Genomic DNA, 15,540 nt, shown 5'->3' with positions numbered 1-15,540 from the left:
CGGGGTCGCTCTCGGGGTCGTCGAACGACGCGAGCCGGGCGATCAGCTCCTCGGGGCGGTCGCGAACCTGCTCGTAGAAGTTCACCAGCCGCGGGTTCGCGTCGTTGACCGTCGCGCGGGCGGGCTCTAAGTCGAAGAAGACGGCCCCGCCGCCGACGAACGGCTCGTGGTACCGGCCGAACTGGGCCGGGAAGCGGGCGTACAGCTGGTCGAGCAGCTGGCGCTTCCCGCCGGCCCACTTCAGGATCGGCTCGGCCATCGCTGTCGGGTGTCGCCCGCGCCCGGGGATAAACGTCTCGGGCCGCGTCCGCGGCAGTCGCTCTCGGGCCGCCACGCGCGCTCGACCGTCCCGCCGGAGCCGCCGACAGAGCGGTCAGCCGTCGGAGCGATCGGTCGGCGGAGCGGTCAGTCGTCGGAGGGCTCGCCGTCCGGCATCGGGAGGTTGTCGACGTGAGCCGCGGCCTCCTCGAAGTTCGGGCCGGGTTCGATGGTCCCGGCCTCGCGGTCCCACTCGATGTAGCCGGCCGCCTCCAGCGCCGGGAGGTGCGTCTCGCGGAGTTCGGCGGCGATCTCTTCGGCCCGCCCGCGCACGCGGAGGTCCGCGACGGTCTCGACGGCCTCGTCTGCGAGACCGGCGACCACGCGCCTGCGCTCCGGCGCCGCGACGACGACCGTCGGATCGGTGGTGGGTGTGTCGAGTGTCATCGTGTCTGTCCGTATCTACGGAAGTCGGTGGAGCGGAATAAAAGCACCGCCGACCCGTCGCACCACCGGAATCGCCGCCGGGGAGACGAGCCGCCCGCCGCCGAGACCGCGACCGCCGTCCGTCTCTGTCGAGGCCCCGGCGATCGGAGTCGTCGACGCGGACGACGGGACTCCTCACAGAAATATGAGAAGTGTACCAACGAGTAGCATGGTACGACTTACACCGCATTAACGACCGTTTCAGTTGATTTACGGGCATGTGACATGGTACCGTTTCTCAAAACCTATTTGGAAAGTGAAAGTTTTTAGTCGCCCGAGCGTGTACAGTGAGATATGTATCAAGGCTACATCACGCCGGCCGAGGAACACCGACCGATCGGCTCGGGCTCGCCGCCGGGCAGCCGCTCGCCGCTGGGGACGCTCGCGTTCCTCGCGCTCGTCGTCGCACCGTTCGTCGCGTTTTCCTACCCCGTCGCGACCGTCGCGGTCCTGACCGGCACCGTCGCGCTCGCCGTCCTCTCGCGGTCCGTCCTGCGGACCCTGCGCCGGCGCAGCGGTCGGGTCCAGACGTTCACGCTCCCCGGGCTGGGGACCGTCGAGTACCGCATCACGACGAACTGACGCCGCCGCTCGGCGCGCCGTCGAACCGCTTCACAAACCGACCACTTCTCCGGTGACAGCGCCTCGGACCGGCCGACGCCGTCTCCGCCCTCTCAGATCCGATACGCGACGCGCTCGCCGATGTCGAGCCCGTTCGCGATTGCGGCGTGGAGCCGTCCCTCGCCCGCGACCCAGTCGCCGAGCAGGTACAGCCCCGCGTCGCGGGCCGAGTCGACGGGGCCGCCGTCAACGCCCGCCTCGGGGAGCGCATAGCGCCACCCCTGGTGGTCCGTCCACGCGGGGTCGGCCAGCCGGTCGTCGCCGATGATGTCGGCGGCGTGGTCGGCGAGCGCGGCGACGTTCCCCGCGGGGTCGTCTTCGTAGTGCTCGGTCGACCACGCGCCGTTCGCCTGGACGACGAGCAGCGTCTCGCCGTCCGGGACGTGCCCGGCCTTACACTCCTCGCGCGAGATCCACCCGACCGCGTGCTCCTTGTCGGTGTTCACGAGCGCGTAGTAGGGCACGTCGAGCTCGAACGGGTAGCGCAACACCGCGGTCCAGACGCTGCCGTACTCGACCCCGCCGACAGCGTCGACCAGCGTCTCGCGGAGCGGGTCGTCCCACTCGGCCGTCCGGAGCAGCTCCGCGGTCTGGGGGGCCGGCGGGTTCATGAGGAGGCGGTCGAACGGCCCGTGCGTCTCGCCGTCCGCGTCGTCGAGTTCCCACGCGTCCTCGGCGCTCGTCCGTCGAACCGTCTCGACCCGGGTGCGCCGGTGGACCGTGGCGTCCGTGCGGCCGAACAGCCGCTTCGCGATCTGTGTAAGCCCCCGCCGGTAGCTCCACTTGTGCTCGTCGGCGTCGCGGCCCGGGGACACCGCCCCGTCGACGTCGAAGGTGTACACCGGCTCCGTCACCTCGACGAGCCCCTCGTCGTCGAGCGTCTCGGAGATCAGCTCGACGACGCGGTCGTCGTCGCTCTTCAGGTAGTTCGCCCCGTAGTCGTACGTGAGGTCGTCGTGGCGGCGGGTCGCCGCGCGCCCACAGAGGCCGCCCGACTTCTCCAGCACGGTCACGTCCGCCTCCGGCACGGTCCGGTCGATGACGAACGCCGCCGCGGCCGCCCCCGCGCCCGCGCCGACGATGCCTACGTCTGTCACACCGATCGTTGGGGCCGGGCCCACTTAACCGGTCGCGTGCGGCGCCTCCGATGGCGCGAGACGGGCTCAGCCGTCGTCCGGTCCGACGACCATGACCGGGACGTCGGCGCCGCGCCGGACGCGGGCCGGGACCGGGTCGGGACGGAGGAGCCGGTCGAGCCCGGTCCGGCGCGCGGAGCCGACAACCACGAGGTCGGCGTCGTGCGCGGCGGCGAAGTCGACCGCCTCCCGGTGGGTGGTCCCGTAGCGGAACCGCTTCTCGACGTCGACGCCGACCGCGGCACCCGCGTCTTCGGCGGCCTCGACGAGCTCCTCGCCGGTCCGCTCGCGGCGCTCGACGACCACGTCCCACGCCTCTGCCGTGTCGACGACGTACAGCGCGTCGACGACCGCTCCGTGCGTCGCCGCGAGGTCGACGGCCGTCGACACCGCCGCCCGTCCGGCCGGATCGTCGGTCGCGACGACCAGCACGCGCTCGAAGCGTCCCGTCGCTGCGGCGTCGGTGTCCGGAGACACGGCCGCGGTCTCGCCCGTCGCGTCGGTGGCGTCAATATCGGTGGACATGAATTGCGAAAAAGGTCGGATAGCTACCGACCTGTTGTTCGGATTTCGATAAGATCTGGCTGTTCTTAACATTTTTCGACAGGATAAACGATTATCATAATTTATTTGTCGGGGCCGCGGACCGACCCCAACGACGCGTTTTAGTCGGCGAGCGCGGTGGGTGGAAACGAGACGGCCGCAGCGGGTCGGCGGGGAGTCGACGGGGAGTCGGCAGCGCGCCGCGGTCCGACGAGGGACGGAGACCACATGACACAGACCGACAGCACGCGGACGACGGACGACGATGGCTGAGGACGAGTCGGCGGAGGCGGCCGCCGAGGAGGGGGCGGCGGGCGGCGTCGACTACGCCGCGCGCGCGGCCGACATTCTCGGGTTCTCGCGATGGTGGCAGATCGCCGCTGCGGCCGGGATGATGGCGGCGGTGAGCCCGTACCAGTACGTCTGGTCGTCGATCGAGCAGCCGCTCGCGAACAGCCTCGACATCGCGCTGCCGGCGCTGGGCGCGGTGTTCTCGTTTTACGTGGTGTTCCAGTCGCTCTCGCAGTTCCCCGCGGGCAAGTGGCGAGACAGCCGCGGCCCGGGGACGCTCACGTTCCTCGCGGCGATCCTCGCCGGCGGCGGGTACATCGGACTGGCGTACGCGACGAGCCTCTGGCAGCTGTACCTCCTGTACTCGCTCGGCGCGGTCGGCGTCGGCATCGTGTACACCGTCGCGGTCAACACCGCGGTCAAGTGGTTCCCCGACCGCACGGGGCTGACGACCGGCGTCGGGACGATGGCGTTCGCGGCCGGAAGCGCCCTCGTCGTCCCGTACGTCCGGGCGAACGCGACCGTGGCGGGGTACGGCGACGTGCTCCGCAACATCGGGATCGGAATCTTACTCGTGACGCTCGTCGGGTCGTTCCTCCTCCGTGACCCGCCGAAAGACTGGCTGGACCGGACGGACGACGCCGACGGCGGGGACGGCGACGAGGGGCTCGCGGCGTCGATCCGCGGCCGCGACTACTCGACGCGCGAGATGCTCTCGACGTGGCAGTTCTGGCTGCTGTACGCGATGTTCATCGCGATGGCGAGCGCGGACCTCCTCGTGATCGCCAACGTGGTCCGGTTCGCGGAGAACTTCGGGCTCGCGGCGCTGATCGCGACGCTCTCCGCGACGCTCCTCCCCATCGCCGCCGGGGTGTCGCGGCTGATCCTCGGCGAGGCGACCGACCGGTTCAGCCGCAAGCGCGTGATGGCGGGCTCGTTCCTCCTCGCCGGGCTGTTCCGGGTCGGGCTGGTGGCCGCCGGCGAGGCCGGTAACGGCGCGGTCTTCGTCGCGTTCGTCCTCGGCGCGATGTTCTTCTCCTCGCCGCTGTACGTCTACTTCCCGTCCCTGCTGGCCGACTACTACGGCTCGGCCAACTCCTCCGGCAACTACGCGGTCCTGTACACCGCGAAGGTCGGCGGCGGCGTCTTCTCCGGCACCGTCGCCGGCTACCTCGTCGCGACGCTCGGCTGGACGCCGACGTTCGCCCTCGGCGGCGCGCTCGCGGTCGCCGCGGGACTGGCGGTGTTCGTCCTCCGGCCGCCGAGCGGCTCGGGGCTGGAAGCGGCCGAGTCGGCGGCGGCGGACTGACCGGGACCGCCGTCGGTCCCGGCTCCTGTTCCGGGCCGGCTACGCTCCCGTCCGCGCCGCGCGACGGACCCCGAGCGACCAGAGCCCGACCGCGACACCCCCGGCCGCGAGCGCCGCGTTGACGCCGGCCGGTTCGAGGCCGAAGGGCGTGAACGCGGGCGCCACGGCGGCGTGGAGCAGGAACCCGACGCCGAACGCGGCGGCGGTTCGACGCGGCCCCCACGCCCGCGAGTCGGGCCGTCGCTCCGTCGCGGCGGAGACGCGGTCGCCGGAGGCGACGACGAGGTGGCCGACGGCGAACACGACCCCGAGGGCGACCGAGCCGGCGAGGTCGACGGGGACGCTCGTCGCGAAGGCGCGGTACCAGTAGACGTGCGCGAGGCGTGCGGCCGCGCCGAGCGCCAGCGCGAGTCCGATGTCGACGACGGCGGCCGCGGCACGGCGGGGGGTCACGGGAGCGTTCCGACCACGGCGTAGAAGGGGTCCTGACCCGGGCGCTCCGCGATCCGGTCCGTCACGTCGAAGCCGCCGGCGTCGAGGTACCGCTCGACGAGGTCGGCGCGCTCGTCCATCGAGGCGGCCCGCCACGCGCGGACGGCCTTCGTCGGGAACATCCGGTTCGAGAAGCTGACGACTATCGTTCCGCCGGGCGCGAGGACCCGGGCGAACTCCTCGAACACGGGGCCGGGGTACTGGAGGTACTGGACCGACAGCGCACAGCAGACGGCGTCGAACGCGTCGTCGGCGAACGGGAGCGACTGATCTTGGTTGAAGTTGCGCACGACGAACTCGTCGAGCCGGTCGTTCTCGGCCAGCTCGGCCTCGTTGAGCCCGTGACCGACCACGCGCTGGTAGTCGGTGTCGGGCAGGTGCGAGACCCAACTGCTCATCGCGTCGAGGACGCGGTCGCCGGGATCGGTCACGGACGCGTACAGCGCGGTCAGCCGGTCGAGGAACGCGTCGTCGGCGTGGGTGACGAACCGCGGGTCGGCGTAGAACGTCCCGTCGGGGCGGTCGTCCCGCTTGCGCCGGTCGCGGTCCGAGAGGACGGTCGTCACGATATCGGATCGAGGGGCCCGGGGAGTAAGAGGGCGTCGCCCCCACCGGACGGCTTTTGCTCGACGGGACTTTACGGGCTGGTAATGGATTCCGCCGCCGCGGCCGACCGCGACCTCTTCCCCGCGCCTCGCTCCGAGGTCTTTCGAGATCAGGGCAAGTTCCGCACGCGATTCAACTTCCCCGGGCGGAACCTCCCGGACCACGACGACCACGGGTACGGCCCGCTCTCGACGGTCGTCGAGTCGTTCATGGACCCCGGCACGCTGATCCGGATGCACCAGCACCGCGACGAGGAGATCGTCTCGTGGGTGCCCGCGGGGGTGATGCGCCACGACGACCGCGAGGGGAACGAACTCGTCACCGACGCGGAGCACCTCCTCGTGATGAACGCCGGATCGGGCTTCTGGCACGCCGAGGAGACGCTCGCGAACGACCCGCCGCTCCGGATGCTCCAGATATTCGTTCGCCCGCACGACCTCGGTCTGGAGCCCGGGATCCAGCACGGCCCGCTCCCGGACCCCGAACCGGACGAGTGGCGTCGCGTGTTCGCGCCCGCGGGGTCGGACCACCCGTTCACCGTGCGCAACGCGGTCGACTGCCACGACGTTCGGCTCGACGCCGGCGCGGGCGCGACGCTCCCCGATGTCGAGGGGCGGGACGCCTACGTGTACGTCTTCGAGGGGTCGGCCGAGGTCGGCGACGCCGCGCTCTCGGAGACGGAGAGCGCCCTGTGGACCGGCGAGGGTGCCCCGCCGACCGTGACCGCGGGCGACGAGGGCGCGACCGTCGTGGCGTTCCTCGTCGACCCCGACGCGCCGGTGACGCGGCAGGGGACGATCGGGCGGTAGCGACGGCGGCAGGGAAACGGGTTTTACCGGGGGGCGCGACGCCTCCGTATGACCCAGTCGCGGACCGTCGAGCTGGAGGGACACCTCATCGACAGCGGGACGATGCAGCGCTGCTTCGGCGCGGTGATGGACCTTGGCGGCTCGTTCGACGTCGAGCGGTTCGACGTCGGGAAACACGAGACCGAGGAGTCGTACTGCCGGCTGGCCGTCTCGGCCGACGACCCCGAGACGCTGCGCGCGATCCTCCACGAGCTCCACCAGAACGGCGCGGTCTTGGAGGACCCGTCCGACGTGGAGCTCGTCCGCGCGCCCGCGGACAAGGTGGTGCCGCCGAACTTCTACTCGACGACGAACCACCCGACCGAGGTGCTGTACGACGGCGAGTGGATCGACGTGGAGGGGATCGAGATGGACTGCGCGCTGGTGGTGGAACCCGAGCCGGCAGCGGACGCCGGCGAGGGAGACCGAGCGGACGCATCGGACGCGGGCAACGACGGGGCGGCGCGCGCCCGCACCAAGACGCTCAGCGCGGTCGAGGCGGGCGACCTCGTCGCGACCGACCAGTCCGGGATCCGGGTGAACCCGCCGGAGCGCCCCCGGAGCGGCGGCGGCGCGTTCGGCTTCATGCAGGGCGGCGTCTCCGCGGAGCGCCCCTCCGAGTCGACGATCCGTGAGGTCGCCGCGGAGCTCCGCGCCGTCGAGGCGGACGGCGGGACCGTGATGGTGGTCGCCGGCCCCGCGGTGATCCACTCCGGCGCGGGCGACGCGCTCGCCGACCTCGTCGCCGCGGGCTACGTCGACGCGCTCTCCGCGGGCAACGGCTTCGCCACCCACGACCTGGAGCGCTCGATCTACGGCACCTCGCTCGGGATGGACGTTGAGACGCTCGAACACCCGCGGAAGGGACACAAACACCACATCTGGACCATCTCGGAGATCATCCGCGCCGGCGGGATCGAGGCAGCCGTCGAGGACGGGGTCGTCACGGAGGGGGTGATGTACGAGTGCGTCGAGAACGGCGTCGACACCGTCCTCGCGGGGTCGATCCGCGACGACGGCCCCCTGCCGGACACGATCACGGACGCGGTCGAGGCGCAGGACGCGATCCGCGAGCAGGCCCGCGACGCCGACATCGTGCTCATGCTCGCCACGCTGCTCCACTCCGTCGCGGTCGGCAACTGCCTCCCGTCGACGACGAAGACCGTCTGCGTCGACATCAACCCCGCCACGGTCACCCAGCTGCTCGACCGCGGCTCTGCGCAGGCGGTCGGCATGGTCACCGACATCGGCACGTTCGTCCCGACGCTCGCGGAGTACGTGCTGGAGGGCGAGGAGGGTGGAGGCGCGGAGACCGGGGGCGACGAGTCGGCGGGCGACGGGAGCGGAGGTTCCGCGGAGGGCGACGCGTGACACCCGAAATCCGGCCCTACGACCGCGAGCGCGACGCCGACGGGCTCTACGCGGCGAAGGTGGCCTTCGAGCGCGGCCTCGGCGAGAGCACCGGCGGCGACGGGAAGGCGGCCGCCTACGCGGAGAAGCTCACCGACACGTACCGCGAGCGGTGGCTCGACTGGGTCGACCGCTGCGTCGCCGACGACCTCCGGTGCGTGACCGTCGCGGTCGACGGGAGCGCCGACGGGCCCGGTGACGAAGCGGCGGCCGACGGCGCCGTCGTCGGCTACGTCTTCGTCCTCCCAGAACGGCTGGCGATGATATGGGACGCGGCGGTGCTGAACGAGCTCTACGTCGCGCCCGAGCACCGCGGGACCGGCGTCGCCGACGACCTGCTGGGCGCCGCGCTCGACCTCGCGGCCGACCAGGAGCTCCCGCTCGACCGACTGGTCCTCGACGTGGACCCGGCGAACGACCGCGCGAGGGGGTTCTACGACCGCCACGGCTTCGAGCCGTGGGGCGAGATGGTCGCGCGGCCGCTGGACGACTCCTGAGGCGGTCGGGACCGGCCGAAGGCGGCCCGGGTCGAGTCCGGCTCCCGAAGCTACAAGCGCGTCCGCCCGCTCTCGTCGGGCGTGATACAGATCGGCATCGTCGGCTGCGGCGTCATCGGGAACCGCCTCGCGGGCGTCATAGCGGACCACGACCGGTTCGAGCTGGCGGCCGCCTGCGACCTCGACGCCGACCGCGCCGCGTCGCTCGCGGCCGACCACGGGACCGACCGCACCGCGACGACGACCGACCACGAGGCGCTCGTCGAGACGGACGGCCTCGACGCCGTCTACGTCGGCGTCCCGCCGCTCGCGCACCGGGAGGTTGTCGCCGACGCGCTCGCGGCCGGCAAACACGTGATCTGCGAGAAGCCCATCGCGGCGGACGCGGAGACGGGCCGCGAGCTCGTCGCGCTCGCCGAGGAGACCGACCGCGTCACGGCCGTGAACCTCCCGTTCCGCTACACCCCCGGCTTCGTCCGGCTCCGGGAGGCGGTCGAAGCGGGCGAGGTCGGCGACCCGCGTCGGGTCGAACTCCGGTTCCGGTTCCCCGAGTGGCCCCGCGAGTGGCAGGACGTGGCGTGGCTGGAGTCGCGCGAGCAGGGCGGCCCGCTCCGGGAGGTGGGGACGCACTTCCTGTTCGGCGTCCGTGAGCTGTTCGGCCCGGTCGAGACCGTCTCGGCGGACGTGGGGTACTCCGGACCCGACACCTATGAGGACGACGCGGTCGCGACGTTCCGGGCCGGCGGGGTCCGCGGGACGCTCGACCTGCTGTGCGACCACGAGGGCGAGGAAGAGAACAGCGTCACCGTCGTCGGCGACGAGGCGTCGCTGTCGCTGACGGAGTGGTACCGGCTCGTTCGCGACCGCGGCCGCGAGACCGAGGCGACGCTCGTCGACGAGCGCGGCGACAGCGTGCGCGCGCTCCTGACTGAGTTCGCGAGCGCGCTCGACGGCGACGACGGCGACCTCGTCTCGTTCGCGGAGGCGACCCGCGTTCAGGAAGTGCTCGACGCGATCCACGCCTCCGAGGGCGACTCGGTCCGGCCGGGAGCGAACGCCGGCGGACGGTAAGGTCGGCTCCGACCGGTGGCGGGTGCCGGCGGACGATGGAATCCGCCGTCGCCGCCCGCGGCGCGACGCGGAGTCGCCGCCGGCAGAGCCGCAGACCGGGAACGCCCGACAGGAATTATGTGTCCGTCGGACGCATCTCCGCGTATGAGCTACCTCGTTGCGACCGACGGATCGACGGAGGGGGACGAGGCGGTCCGGTACGCGGCGCGACAGGCGGTCGCGTTCTACGAGACGCTGGAGATCGCCCACGTGTTAACGCCGGACTCGGAACTGGTCGACGGCACGATCATCCTCCCGGGCGAGGACGCGGCCGTCGAGGCCGGGCAGGGGGTCTTAGACAGCGCCCGCGCCATCGCCGAGGAGGCGGTCGACGAGCCGATCACCGTGGAGACCCAACTGCTCACGGGCCGGCCGGCCGACGCGATCACCGAGTACGCGGCCGAAGAGACGGTCGACGCGATCTACGTCGGTCACCGCGGGCTCTCCGAGGAGCGCGAGCAGGTCGTGGGCAGCGTCGCCAAGAGCGTCGTCGACAAGGCGGACGTGCCAGTGACGGTGATCCGGTAGGTGTCAGCCGGAATAAACGAGCGAGCGCGCTCGAGGCGGTCGAAATCCGGCGTTTCGGCCGGCTGCCGGTCGTCACAGGCGCCGGAAAGAACCGCCATTATCGGACGTTCAAAGCGGGCTTAGGCCATACTACGGGTGATGTCCGAAGACGTACTCGTCACGGCGGACTGGGTCGAAGAGCGCCTCGACACCTTTCAGGACGACGACGCCGACCACCGGCTCGTCGAGATCAACAACCCGACCGTCACCGACGAGTCGGAGTACACGCCCTACGAGGAGGGCCACATACCCGGCGCGTTGAACTTCGAGTGGGACGCGGTCTTCACCGACGAGACGGAGCGCGATATCGTCTCGAAGGCGGATTTCGCGGCGCGAAACGGTGAGGGCGGCATCGACGCCGACACCACCGTCGTCGTGTACGGCGGCGGCCGCGTGCCGAACTGGTTCGCGCTGTTCGGCTACTGGATCTACAAGTACTACGGTCACGACGACATCCGCGTGGTCGACGGCGGGAAGGGGTACTGGGTCGAGAACGACTACCCGCTCTCCACGGAGGAGCCCGACTTCACGCTCCGCGATTACGAGGCCCGCGGTCCCTTCGAGAGCGTCCGCGCGTACAAGGACGACATCGACAAGGCGATCGAGGAGGGGATCCCGATGGTCGACGTCCGCTCGCCCGAGGAGTTCTCCGGCGAGGTCATCGCCCCCGAGGGGCTCAACGAGACCGCCCAGCGCGGCGGTCACATCCCCGGTGCGAGCAGCGTCCCGATCGGCACGACGCTGAACGAGGACGGGACGTTCAAGAGCGCGGACGAGCTCCGCGAGCTGTACAGCGACGCCGGCGTCGACGGCGACGAGTCGACGATCACCTACTGCCGCGTCGGCGAGCGCTCGTCGATCGAGTGGTTCCTCCTCCACGAGCTGCTCGGCTACGACGACGTGCGGAACTACGACGGCTCGTGGACCGAGTGGGGGAACCTCGTCGGCGCGCCGATCGAGACGGGCGAGTAACGCGCGCCAAACTGCCTACCGCGTCGCGGACTTCCACTCCCGTAACCCGAGGCGACCGCCGTTCAGGTCCTCGGCCGGCGCCTCGGTGGCGGCCCAGACGAACAGCGGCGCGACGCTCTCGGGGTCGCGGGCGCGCTCTTTCCCCGTGAGGTCGGTCGCGACGAGCCCGGGGTCGACGACGCCGACCGTCGCGTCGAGGTCGGCGGCGAACCCGCGCGCGACCCCCTCGGCGGCCGCCTTCGACACCGCGTACGCGCCCATCCCGGGCTTCGACTCGGCGGCGACCGCGCCCGACGGGACGAGGACGCGCGCGTCGTCGGTCAGGTGCGGGACGGCCTCGCGGATCGTCGCGAACACGCCGCGCGCGTTCGTGCGCATCGTGTCGTCGTAGTCGGCGTACGTGACCTCGGTCGTCGGCCGCTCGCCCGGCGCGCCGTGGAACACGCCGGCGTTCGCGAACACGACGTCGACCGGGCCGGCCTCGCGGGCGACGCGCTCGAAGAAGCGTTCGAGGTCGAACTCGTCGCGCACGTCGACGCGGTCGCCCCACGCGGTCCCGCCGTCGTCCGCCGGCGAGCCGTCCCCGGCGTCCGCGTCGCCCTCGGCGTCGCCGTCCGGGTCGTCGCCCGCGCCGTTCAGTGCCGCGACGGTCCGATCGACGGCCGCGCCGTCGCGTCCGGAGACGGCGACGAACGCCCCCTCGTCGACGAACGCCTCGGCGACGGCCCGCCCGATCCCACTCGTTGCTCCGGTGATCGCGACCGTCAGATCCATGTGAACGGGAGTACGCGCGTCGGCGACTTAGTGGTATCCACTCCGGCCGCCCCCGCCGCTCCGCTCGCGCGCTCCCGTCGCCGTGGCGGACCGCTGCGATGCCGTCGCGAGCCCCGCCGACCGAACGTGTCAGGGACCTTCCCGCGACGCGTCTGACCGGATTTATACCGGAGCCGTCCCTAGGATCGCGTATGGACGTGGTCCCGGACATCGACGGCGTTGCCGGCGAGTCCGTCGTCGTTATCGGCGGCGGATTCGGCGGACTCTCGACGGCCTGTTACCTCGCGGACGCCGGCGCGGACGTCACGCTGTTGGAAAAGAACGAACAGCTCGGCGGCCGCGCCAGCCGGCTCGAAGTCGACGGCTTCCAGTTCGACATGGGGCCGTCGTGGTACCTGATGCCCGACGTCTTCGAGCGCTTCTTCGGGCACTTCGGGCGGTCGCCGGACGAGTTCTACGAGCTGGAGCGGCTCGACCCACACTACCGCGTGTTCTGGAAGGACGGAGATCAGGTCGACGTGCTGCCGGACCGCGATGCGAACCGGGAGATCTTCGAGTCGTACGAGCCGGGCGCGGGCGAGGCGTTCGACGCGTACCTCGAGGAGTCCAAGCGGACCTACGAGATCGGGATGGAACACTTCGTGTACGAGGACCGCCCGCGGCTGCGCGATTACGTGGACACCGACGTGATGCGCTACTCGTGGGGGCTCTCGCTGCTCGGTAAGATGCAGGGGCACGTCGAGGACTACTTCGACCACCCGAAGCTCCAGCAGCTGATGCAGTACACGCTCGTGTTCCTCGGCGGCTCGCCGACGAACACGCCGGCGCTGTACAACCTGATGAGCCACGTCGACTACAACATGGGCGTCTACTACCCCGACGGCGGGATCGGCGCGGTCGTCGACGGCATCGTCGAACTCGCCGAAGACCTCGGCGTCGACTTCGTCACCGACGCCGAGGTGACGGGGATCGAGGGGCGGTACGGCGCGTTCGCGGTCGACACCGAGAACGGCGAGCGCTACCTCGCCGACCGCGTCGTCTCCGACGCCGACTACGCGCACACCGAACAGGAACTGCTGCCCGAGCGCAAGCGGCAGTACACCGAGGAGTACTGGGAGTCGCGGACGTACGCGCCCTCCGCGTTCCTACTGTACCTCGGCGTCGAGGGCGACGTGCCGAACCTCGAACACCACACGCTCGTCCTCCCGACCGACTGGGACGAACACTTCGAACAGATATTCGACGATCCCGAGTGGCCCGACGACCCCGCCTACTACCTCTGCGTCCCCTCGAAGACCGACGACACGGTGGCGCCGGAGGGCCACAGCAACCTCTTCGCGCTCGTCCCGATCGCGCCCGGGATCCGTGACACCCCCGAGATCCGCAACCGGTACCGCGACCTCGTGATCGACGACATCGCGGAGAACACCGGGACCGACCTCTGCGGCCGGGTCGTCGTCGAGGAGACGTTCTCGGTCGACGACTTCGCGGACCGGTACAACAGCTACGCGGGCAGCGCGCTGGGGCTGGCGCACACGCTCACGCAGACCTCGCTGCTCCGGCCCGGGCATACCTCGGACGCGGTCGACGGGCTGTACTTCACCGGATCGACGACGACGCCCGGTATCGGCGTCCCGATGTGTCTCATCAGCGGGGGGCTGACCGCGGAAGCGATGGCCGGCGACGACGTGTGATCTCCGCCGTGAGCGACCAGAATCGACCGGCGACCGACGGCGAGCGAGCCACCGCCGAGGGCGGGGACCGGCCCGCGAGAAGCGGCGGCGAGGGGCTCCGGTACCTGCTGGTGCTGTCGCGGCCGCGGTTCTGGCTCTACCTCGCCGGGCCGGTCGCCGTCGGCGTCACCTACGGGATCGGCGACGTGAGCGGGCTGTTCACGCCCGTCACGGTCGCGCTCGCGGCGTACTTCCTCGTGCCGGCCAACGTCTTCCTCTACGGCGTCAACGACGTGTTCGACGCCGACATCGACGAGCTGAATCCGAAGAAGGAGGGCCGCGAGGCGCGCTGGCGAGGGAGCCGGTTCGTCTCGGTCGCCGTCGTCGCGTCCGGCGCGCTGGGGCTCGCGACGCTCGCGATCACCCCGCGGGTCGCGTGGCCGTACCTGCTCGGCTTCCTCGCCCTGGCGGTCGGCTACAGCGCGCCGCCGGCCCGGTTCAAGACGACGCCGTTCCTCGACTCGCTGTCGAACGGGTTGTACGTCCTCCCCGGCGCGGCGGCGTACGCGACGGTTGCGGGCGCGCACCCGCCGCTCGCGGCGCTCGCGGGCGCGTGGCTCTGGACGATGGGGATGCACACGTTCTCCGCGATCCCGGACATCGAGCCGGACCGCGCGGCGGGGATCGACACGACCGCGACCGTCCTCGGCGAGGCGCGCACGTACGCCTACTGCTTCGGGGTGTGGACCGCCGCGGCCGCCGCGTTCTGGCTCGTCGACCCGCGGCTGGGCGCCCTGCTCGGCGTGTACCCGCTGTTCGTCGCGTGGGTCGCGCGCTCGTCGGTCTCGGTCGACCGCGCGTACTGGTGGTTCCCGGCGCTGAACACCGTCGTCGGCACGCTGCTGTCGATGGGCGGCCTCTGGCGGGTGTACCCGCTCTGGGAGGCGCTACCGTGAGCGACGGCGACCGGGCGGGATCGGCCGGGACGACCGCCGCCGCGACGACCGGCTCTCGGCTCGACGCGCTCCGCGAGCGCGCGCCGGACACGCGTAACGAGGCCGAGGCGCTGCTGGACCGGCTCGTCCGTGAGAACCGCTTCACCATCGCGGTCGTCTTCCCGCTCGTCGGGGCGATCGCGCTCGTCGGCAGCGCCGAGGGGTGGGTGCCCGAGCCGTTCGCGTTCCACCCGTGGTTCGTGCTGTTCGGCGTGATCGTGATGCGCTCGCCGCTGGTCGTCGGCGTGCTGCCGACGATCGACCGCCGCGCGCTCGGCTGGATCGGCGTCCTAATGGCGTACACGTACCTCATCGAGTCGGTCGGCGTCGCCACCGGGTGGCCGTACGGGGAGTTCGCGTACACGGTCGACCTCGGACCGATGCTCGGCGGGGTCCCGGTCGCGCTTCCCGTCTTCTTCATCCCGCTCGTGATGAACGCCTACCTGCTGTGTCTGCTGCTGCTCGGCCCGCGCGCCGACAGCGTGTGGGTCCGGCTGGCGACGGTGATCCCGGTCGTCGTCGCGATGGACGTCGTGTTGGACCCCGGCGCAGTGTCGCTCGGCTTCTGGAACTTCGGCGGCGGACCGTTCTACGGCGTGCCCCTCTCGAACTACGCCGGGTGGGTGCTGTCGGCGATCGTCGCCGTCGTCACGCTCGACCGCGCCTTCGCGGCGGTCGGGATCCGCGACCGGCTGCGCGACTGCGAGTTCATGCTCGACGACATGGTGAGCTTCGTGATCCTCTGGGGCGGGATCAACGTCTGGTTCGGGAACCTCCTGCCCGCGGCGGTCGCGGCCGCGTTCGGCGTCGGCCTCGTCCGTGCCGACCGGTTCGACACGCGACTGTTCACGGAGTGGCGGCGATAGCGAGCTCCCGGGGCGAGCGCGGCGGCCGTGCGACGCCGCCCCACTCGGTGGCTCTTATATACCGGGGACTCGTTTGCTCGACCGTG

Annotated in this window: 18 protein-coding genes; 11 read left to right on the top strand and 7 right to left on the bottom strand. The window is 71.2% G+C overall.

The window, feature by feature from the left end; genetic code table 11:
- Nucleotides 1-259: DNA adenine methylase (locus Z052_RS13950; RefSeq protein ID WP_144050029.1), on the bottom strand; the 259-nt coding region annotated here is incomplete at its 3' end.
- 146 nt (nt 260-405) lie between these two features.
- Nucleotides 406-705, bottom strand: coding sequence for a hypothetical protein (locus Z052_RS13945; protein WP_094520731.1), 300 nt, complete (start codon nt 703-705; stop codon nt 406-408).
- Between the two features lie 333 nt (nt 706-1,038).
- On the opposite strand from Z052_RS13945, the gene Z052_RS13940 reads away from it, so the two are divergent.
- Nucleotides 1,039-1,326 carry a hypothetical protein gene (locus Z052_RS13940; protein ID WP_049930974.1) on the top strand — a complete coding sequence of 96 codons (288 nt, stop codon included), beginning with the start codon at nt 1,039-1,041 and terminating at the stop codon, nt 1,324-1,326.
- A 92-nt stretch (nt 1,327-1,418) separates the two neighbouring features.
- Here Z052_RS13940 and Z052_RS13935 read toward each other — a convergent pair whose 3' ends face one another.
- Nucleotides 1,419-2,462, bottom strand: coding sequence for an NAD(P)/FAD-dependent oxidoreductase (locus Z052_RS13935; RefSeq protein ID WP_094520730.1), 1,044 nt, complete (start codon nt 2,460-2,462; stop codon nt 1,419-1,421).
- A 66-nt stretch (nt 2,463-2,528) separates the two neighbouring features.
- Nucleotides 2,529-3,026: a universal stress protein gene (locus tag Z052_RS13930; protein WP_094520729.1), complete on the bottom strand. Its 498-nt coding sequence runs from the start codon at nt 3,024-3,026 to the stop codon at nt 2,529-2,531.
- Between the two features lie 283 nt (nt 3,027-3,309).
- Here Z052_RS13930 and Z052_RS13925 point away from each other — a divergent pair, with 283 nt between their 5' ends.
- Nucleotides 3,310-4,644, top strand: coding sequence for an OFA family MFS transporter (locus Z052_RS13925; RefSeq protein WP_089308562.1), 1,335 nt, complete (start codon nt 3,310-3,312; stop codon nt 4,642-4,644).
- A gap of 39 nt (nt 4,645-4,683) precedes the next feature.
- Here Z052_RS13925 and Z052_RS13920 read toward each other — a convergent pair whose 3' ends face one another.
- Together Z052_RS13920 and Z052_RS13915 are read right to left on the bottom strand one after the other, a co-directional pair.
- On the bottom strand, nt 4,684-5,097 hold the full coding sequence (locus Z052_RS13920) for a hypothetical protein (RefSeq protein ID WP_049930965.1): 414 nt from the start codon (nt 5,095-5,097) through the stop codon (nt 4,684-4,686).
- Nucleotides 5,094-5,702 (bottom strand): class I SAM-dependent methyltransferase, encoded by a 609-nt coding sequence (locus Z052_RS13915; RefSeq protein WP_086216974.1) that lies wholly within the window; start codon nt 5,700-5,702, stop codon nt 5,094-5,096. Before Z052_RS13915 ends, Z052_RS13920 begins: the two co-directional genes overlap by 4 nt.
- 84 nt (nt 5,703-5,786) lie before the next feature.
- Between Z052_RS13915 and Z052_RS13910 the strand changes: the two genes are divergently transcribed.
- From Z052_RS13910 to Z052_RS13885, 6 genes are all read left to right on the top strand, one after another.
- Nucleotides 5,787-6,551, top strand: coding sequence for a pirin family protein (locus Z052_RS13910; protein WP_086219436.1), 765 nt, complete (start codon nt 5,787-5,789; stop codon nt 6,549-6,551).
- A gap of 48 nt (nt 6,552-6,599) precedes the next feature.
- Complete coding sequence (locus Z052_RS13905) at nt 6,600-7,961, top strand: TIGR00300 family protein (RefSeq protein ID WP_094520728.1); 1,362 nt, start codon at nt 6,600-6,602, stop codon at nt 7,959-7,961.
- Nucleotides 7,958-8,497 carry a GNAT family N-acetyltransferase gene (locus Z052_RS13900; RefSeq protein WP_094520727.1) on the top strand — a complete coding sequence of 180 codons (540 nt, stop codon included), beginning with the start codon at nt 7,958-7,960 and terminating at the stop codon, nt 8,495-8,497. Before Z052_RS13905 ends, Z052_RS13900 begins: the two co-directional genes overlap by 4 nt.
- 81 nt (nt 8,498-8,578) lie before the next feature.
- Complete coding sequence (locus Z052_RS13895; RefSeq protein WP_094520726.1) at nt 8,579-9,568, top strand: Gfo/Idh/MocA family protein; 990 nt, start codon at nt 8,579-8,581, stop codon at nt 9,566-9,568.
- A gap of 144 nt (nt 9,569-9,712) precedes the next feature.
- Nucleotides 9,713-10,135 (top strand): universal stress protein, encoded by a 423-nt coding sequence (locus Z052_RS13890; protein WP_049930953.1) that lies wholly within the window; start codon nt 9,713-9,715, stop codon nt 10,133-10,135.
- Between the two features lie 138 nt (nt 10,136-10,273).
- The gene (locus Z052_RS13885; RefSeq protein WP_094520725.1) at nt 10,274-11,146 is read left to right on the top strand and encodes a sulfurtransferase; all 873 of its coding nucleotides are present in this window, start codon (nt 10,274-10,276) and stop codon (nt 11,144-11,146) included.
- 15 nt (nt 11,147-11,161) lie between these two features.
- On the opposite strand, the gene Z052_RS13880 is transcribed toward Z052_RS13885, so the two are convergent.
- Nucleotides 11,162-11,920 carry an SDR family oxidoreductase gene (locus Z052_RS13880; RefSeq protein ID WP_086216932.1) on the bottom strand — a complete coding sequence of 253 codons (759 nt, stop codon included), beginning with the start codon at nt 11,918-11,920 and terminating at the stop codon, nt 11,162-11,164.
- Nucleotides 11,921-12,111: 191 nt separating this feature from the next.
- Between Z052_RS13880 and Z052_RS13875 the strand changes: the two genes are divergently transcribed.
- The 3 genes from Z052_RS13875 to cruF are packed head-to-tail and all read left to right on the top strand — an operon-like array spanning nt 12,112 to nt 15,454.
- Entirely contained in the window at nt 12,112-13,614 is a 1,503-nt protein-coding gene (locus Z052_RS13875) for an NAD(P)/FAD-dependent oxidoreductase (protein ID WP_094520724.1), read from the top strand.
- Entirely contained in the window at nt 13,611-14,549 is a 939-nt protein-coding gene (locus Z052_RS13870) for a prenyltransferase (RefSeq protein ID WP_049930946.1), read from the top strand. Before Z052_RS13875 ends, Z052_RS13870 begins: the two co-directional genes overlap by 4 nt.
- Complete coding sequence (gene cruF / locus Z052_RS13865) at nt 14,546-15,454, top strand: bisanhydrobacterioruberin hydratase (RefSeq protein WP_049930944.1); 909 nt, start codon at nt 14,546-14,548, stop codon at nt 15,452-15,454. Before Z052_RS13870 ends, cruF begins: the two co-directional genes overlap by 4 nt.
- Nucleotides 15,455-15,540: the final 86 nt, after the last annotated feature.

This window comes from Halorubrum sp. C191 (genome assembly GCF_002727095.1).
In the GTDB taxonomy this organism is placed as follows: domain Archaea; phylum Halobacteriota; class Halobacteria; order Halobacteriales; family Haloferacaceae; genus Halorubrum; species Halorubrum ezzemoulense.
The sequence above is the reverse complement of the archived record's forward strand: the minus strand, read 5'-3'. Positions and strand labels throughout refer to the sequence as shown.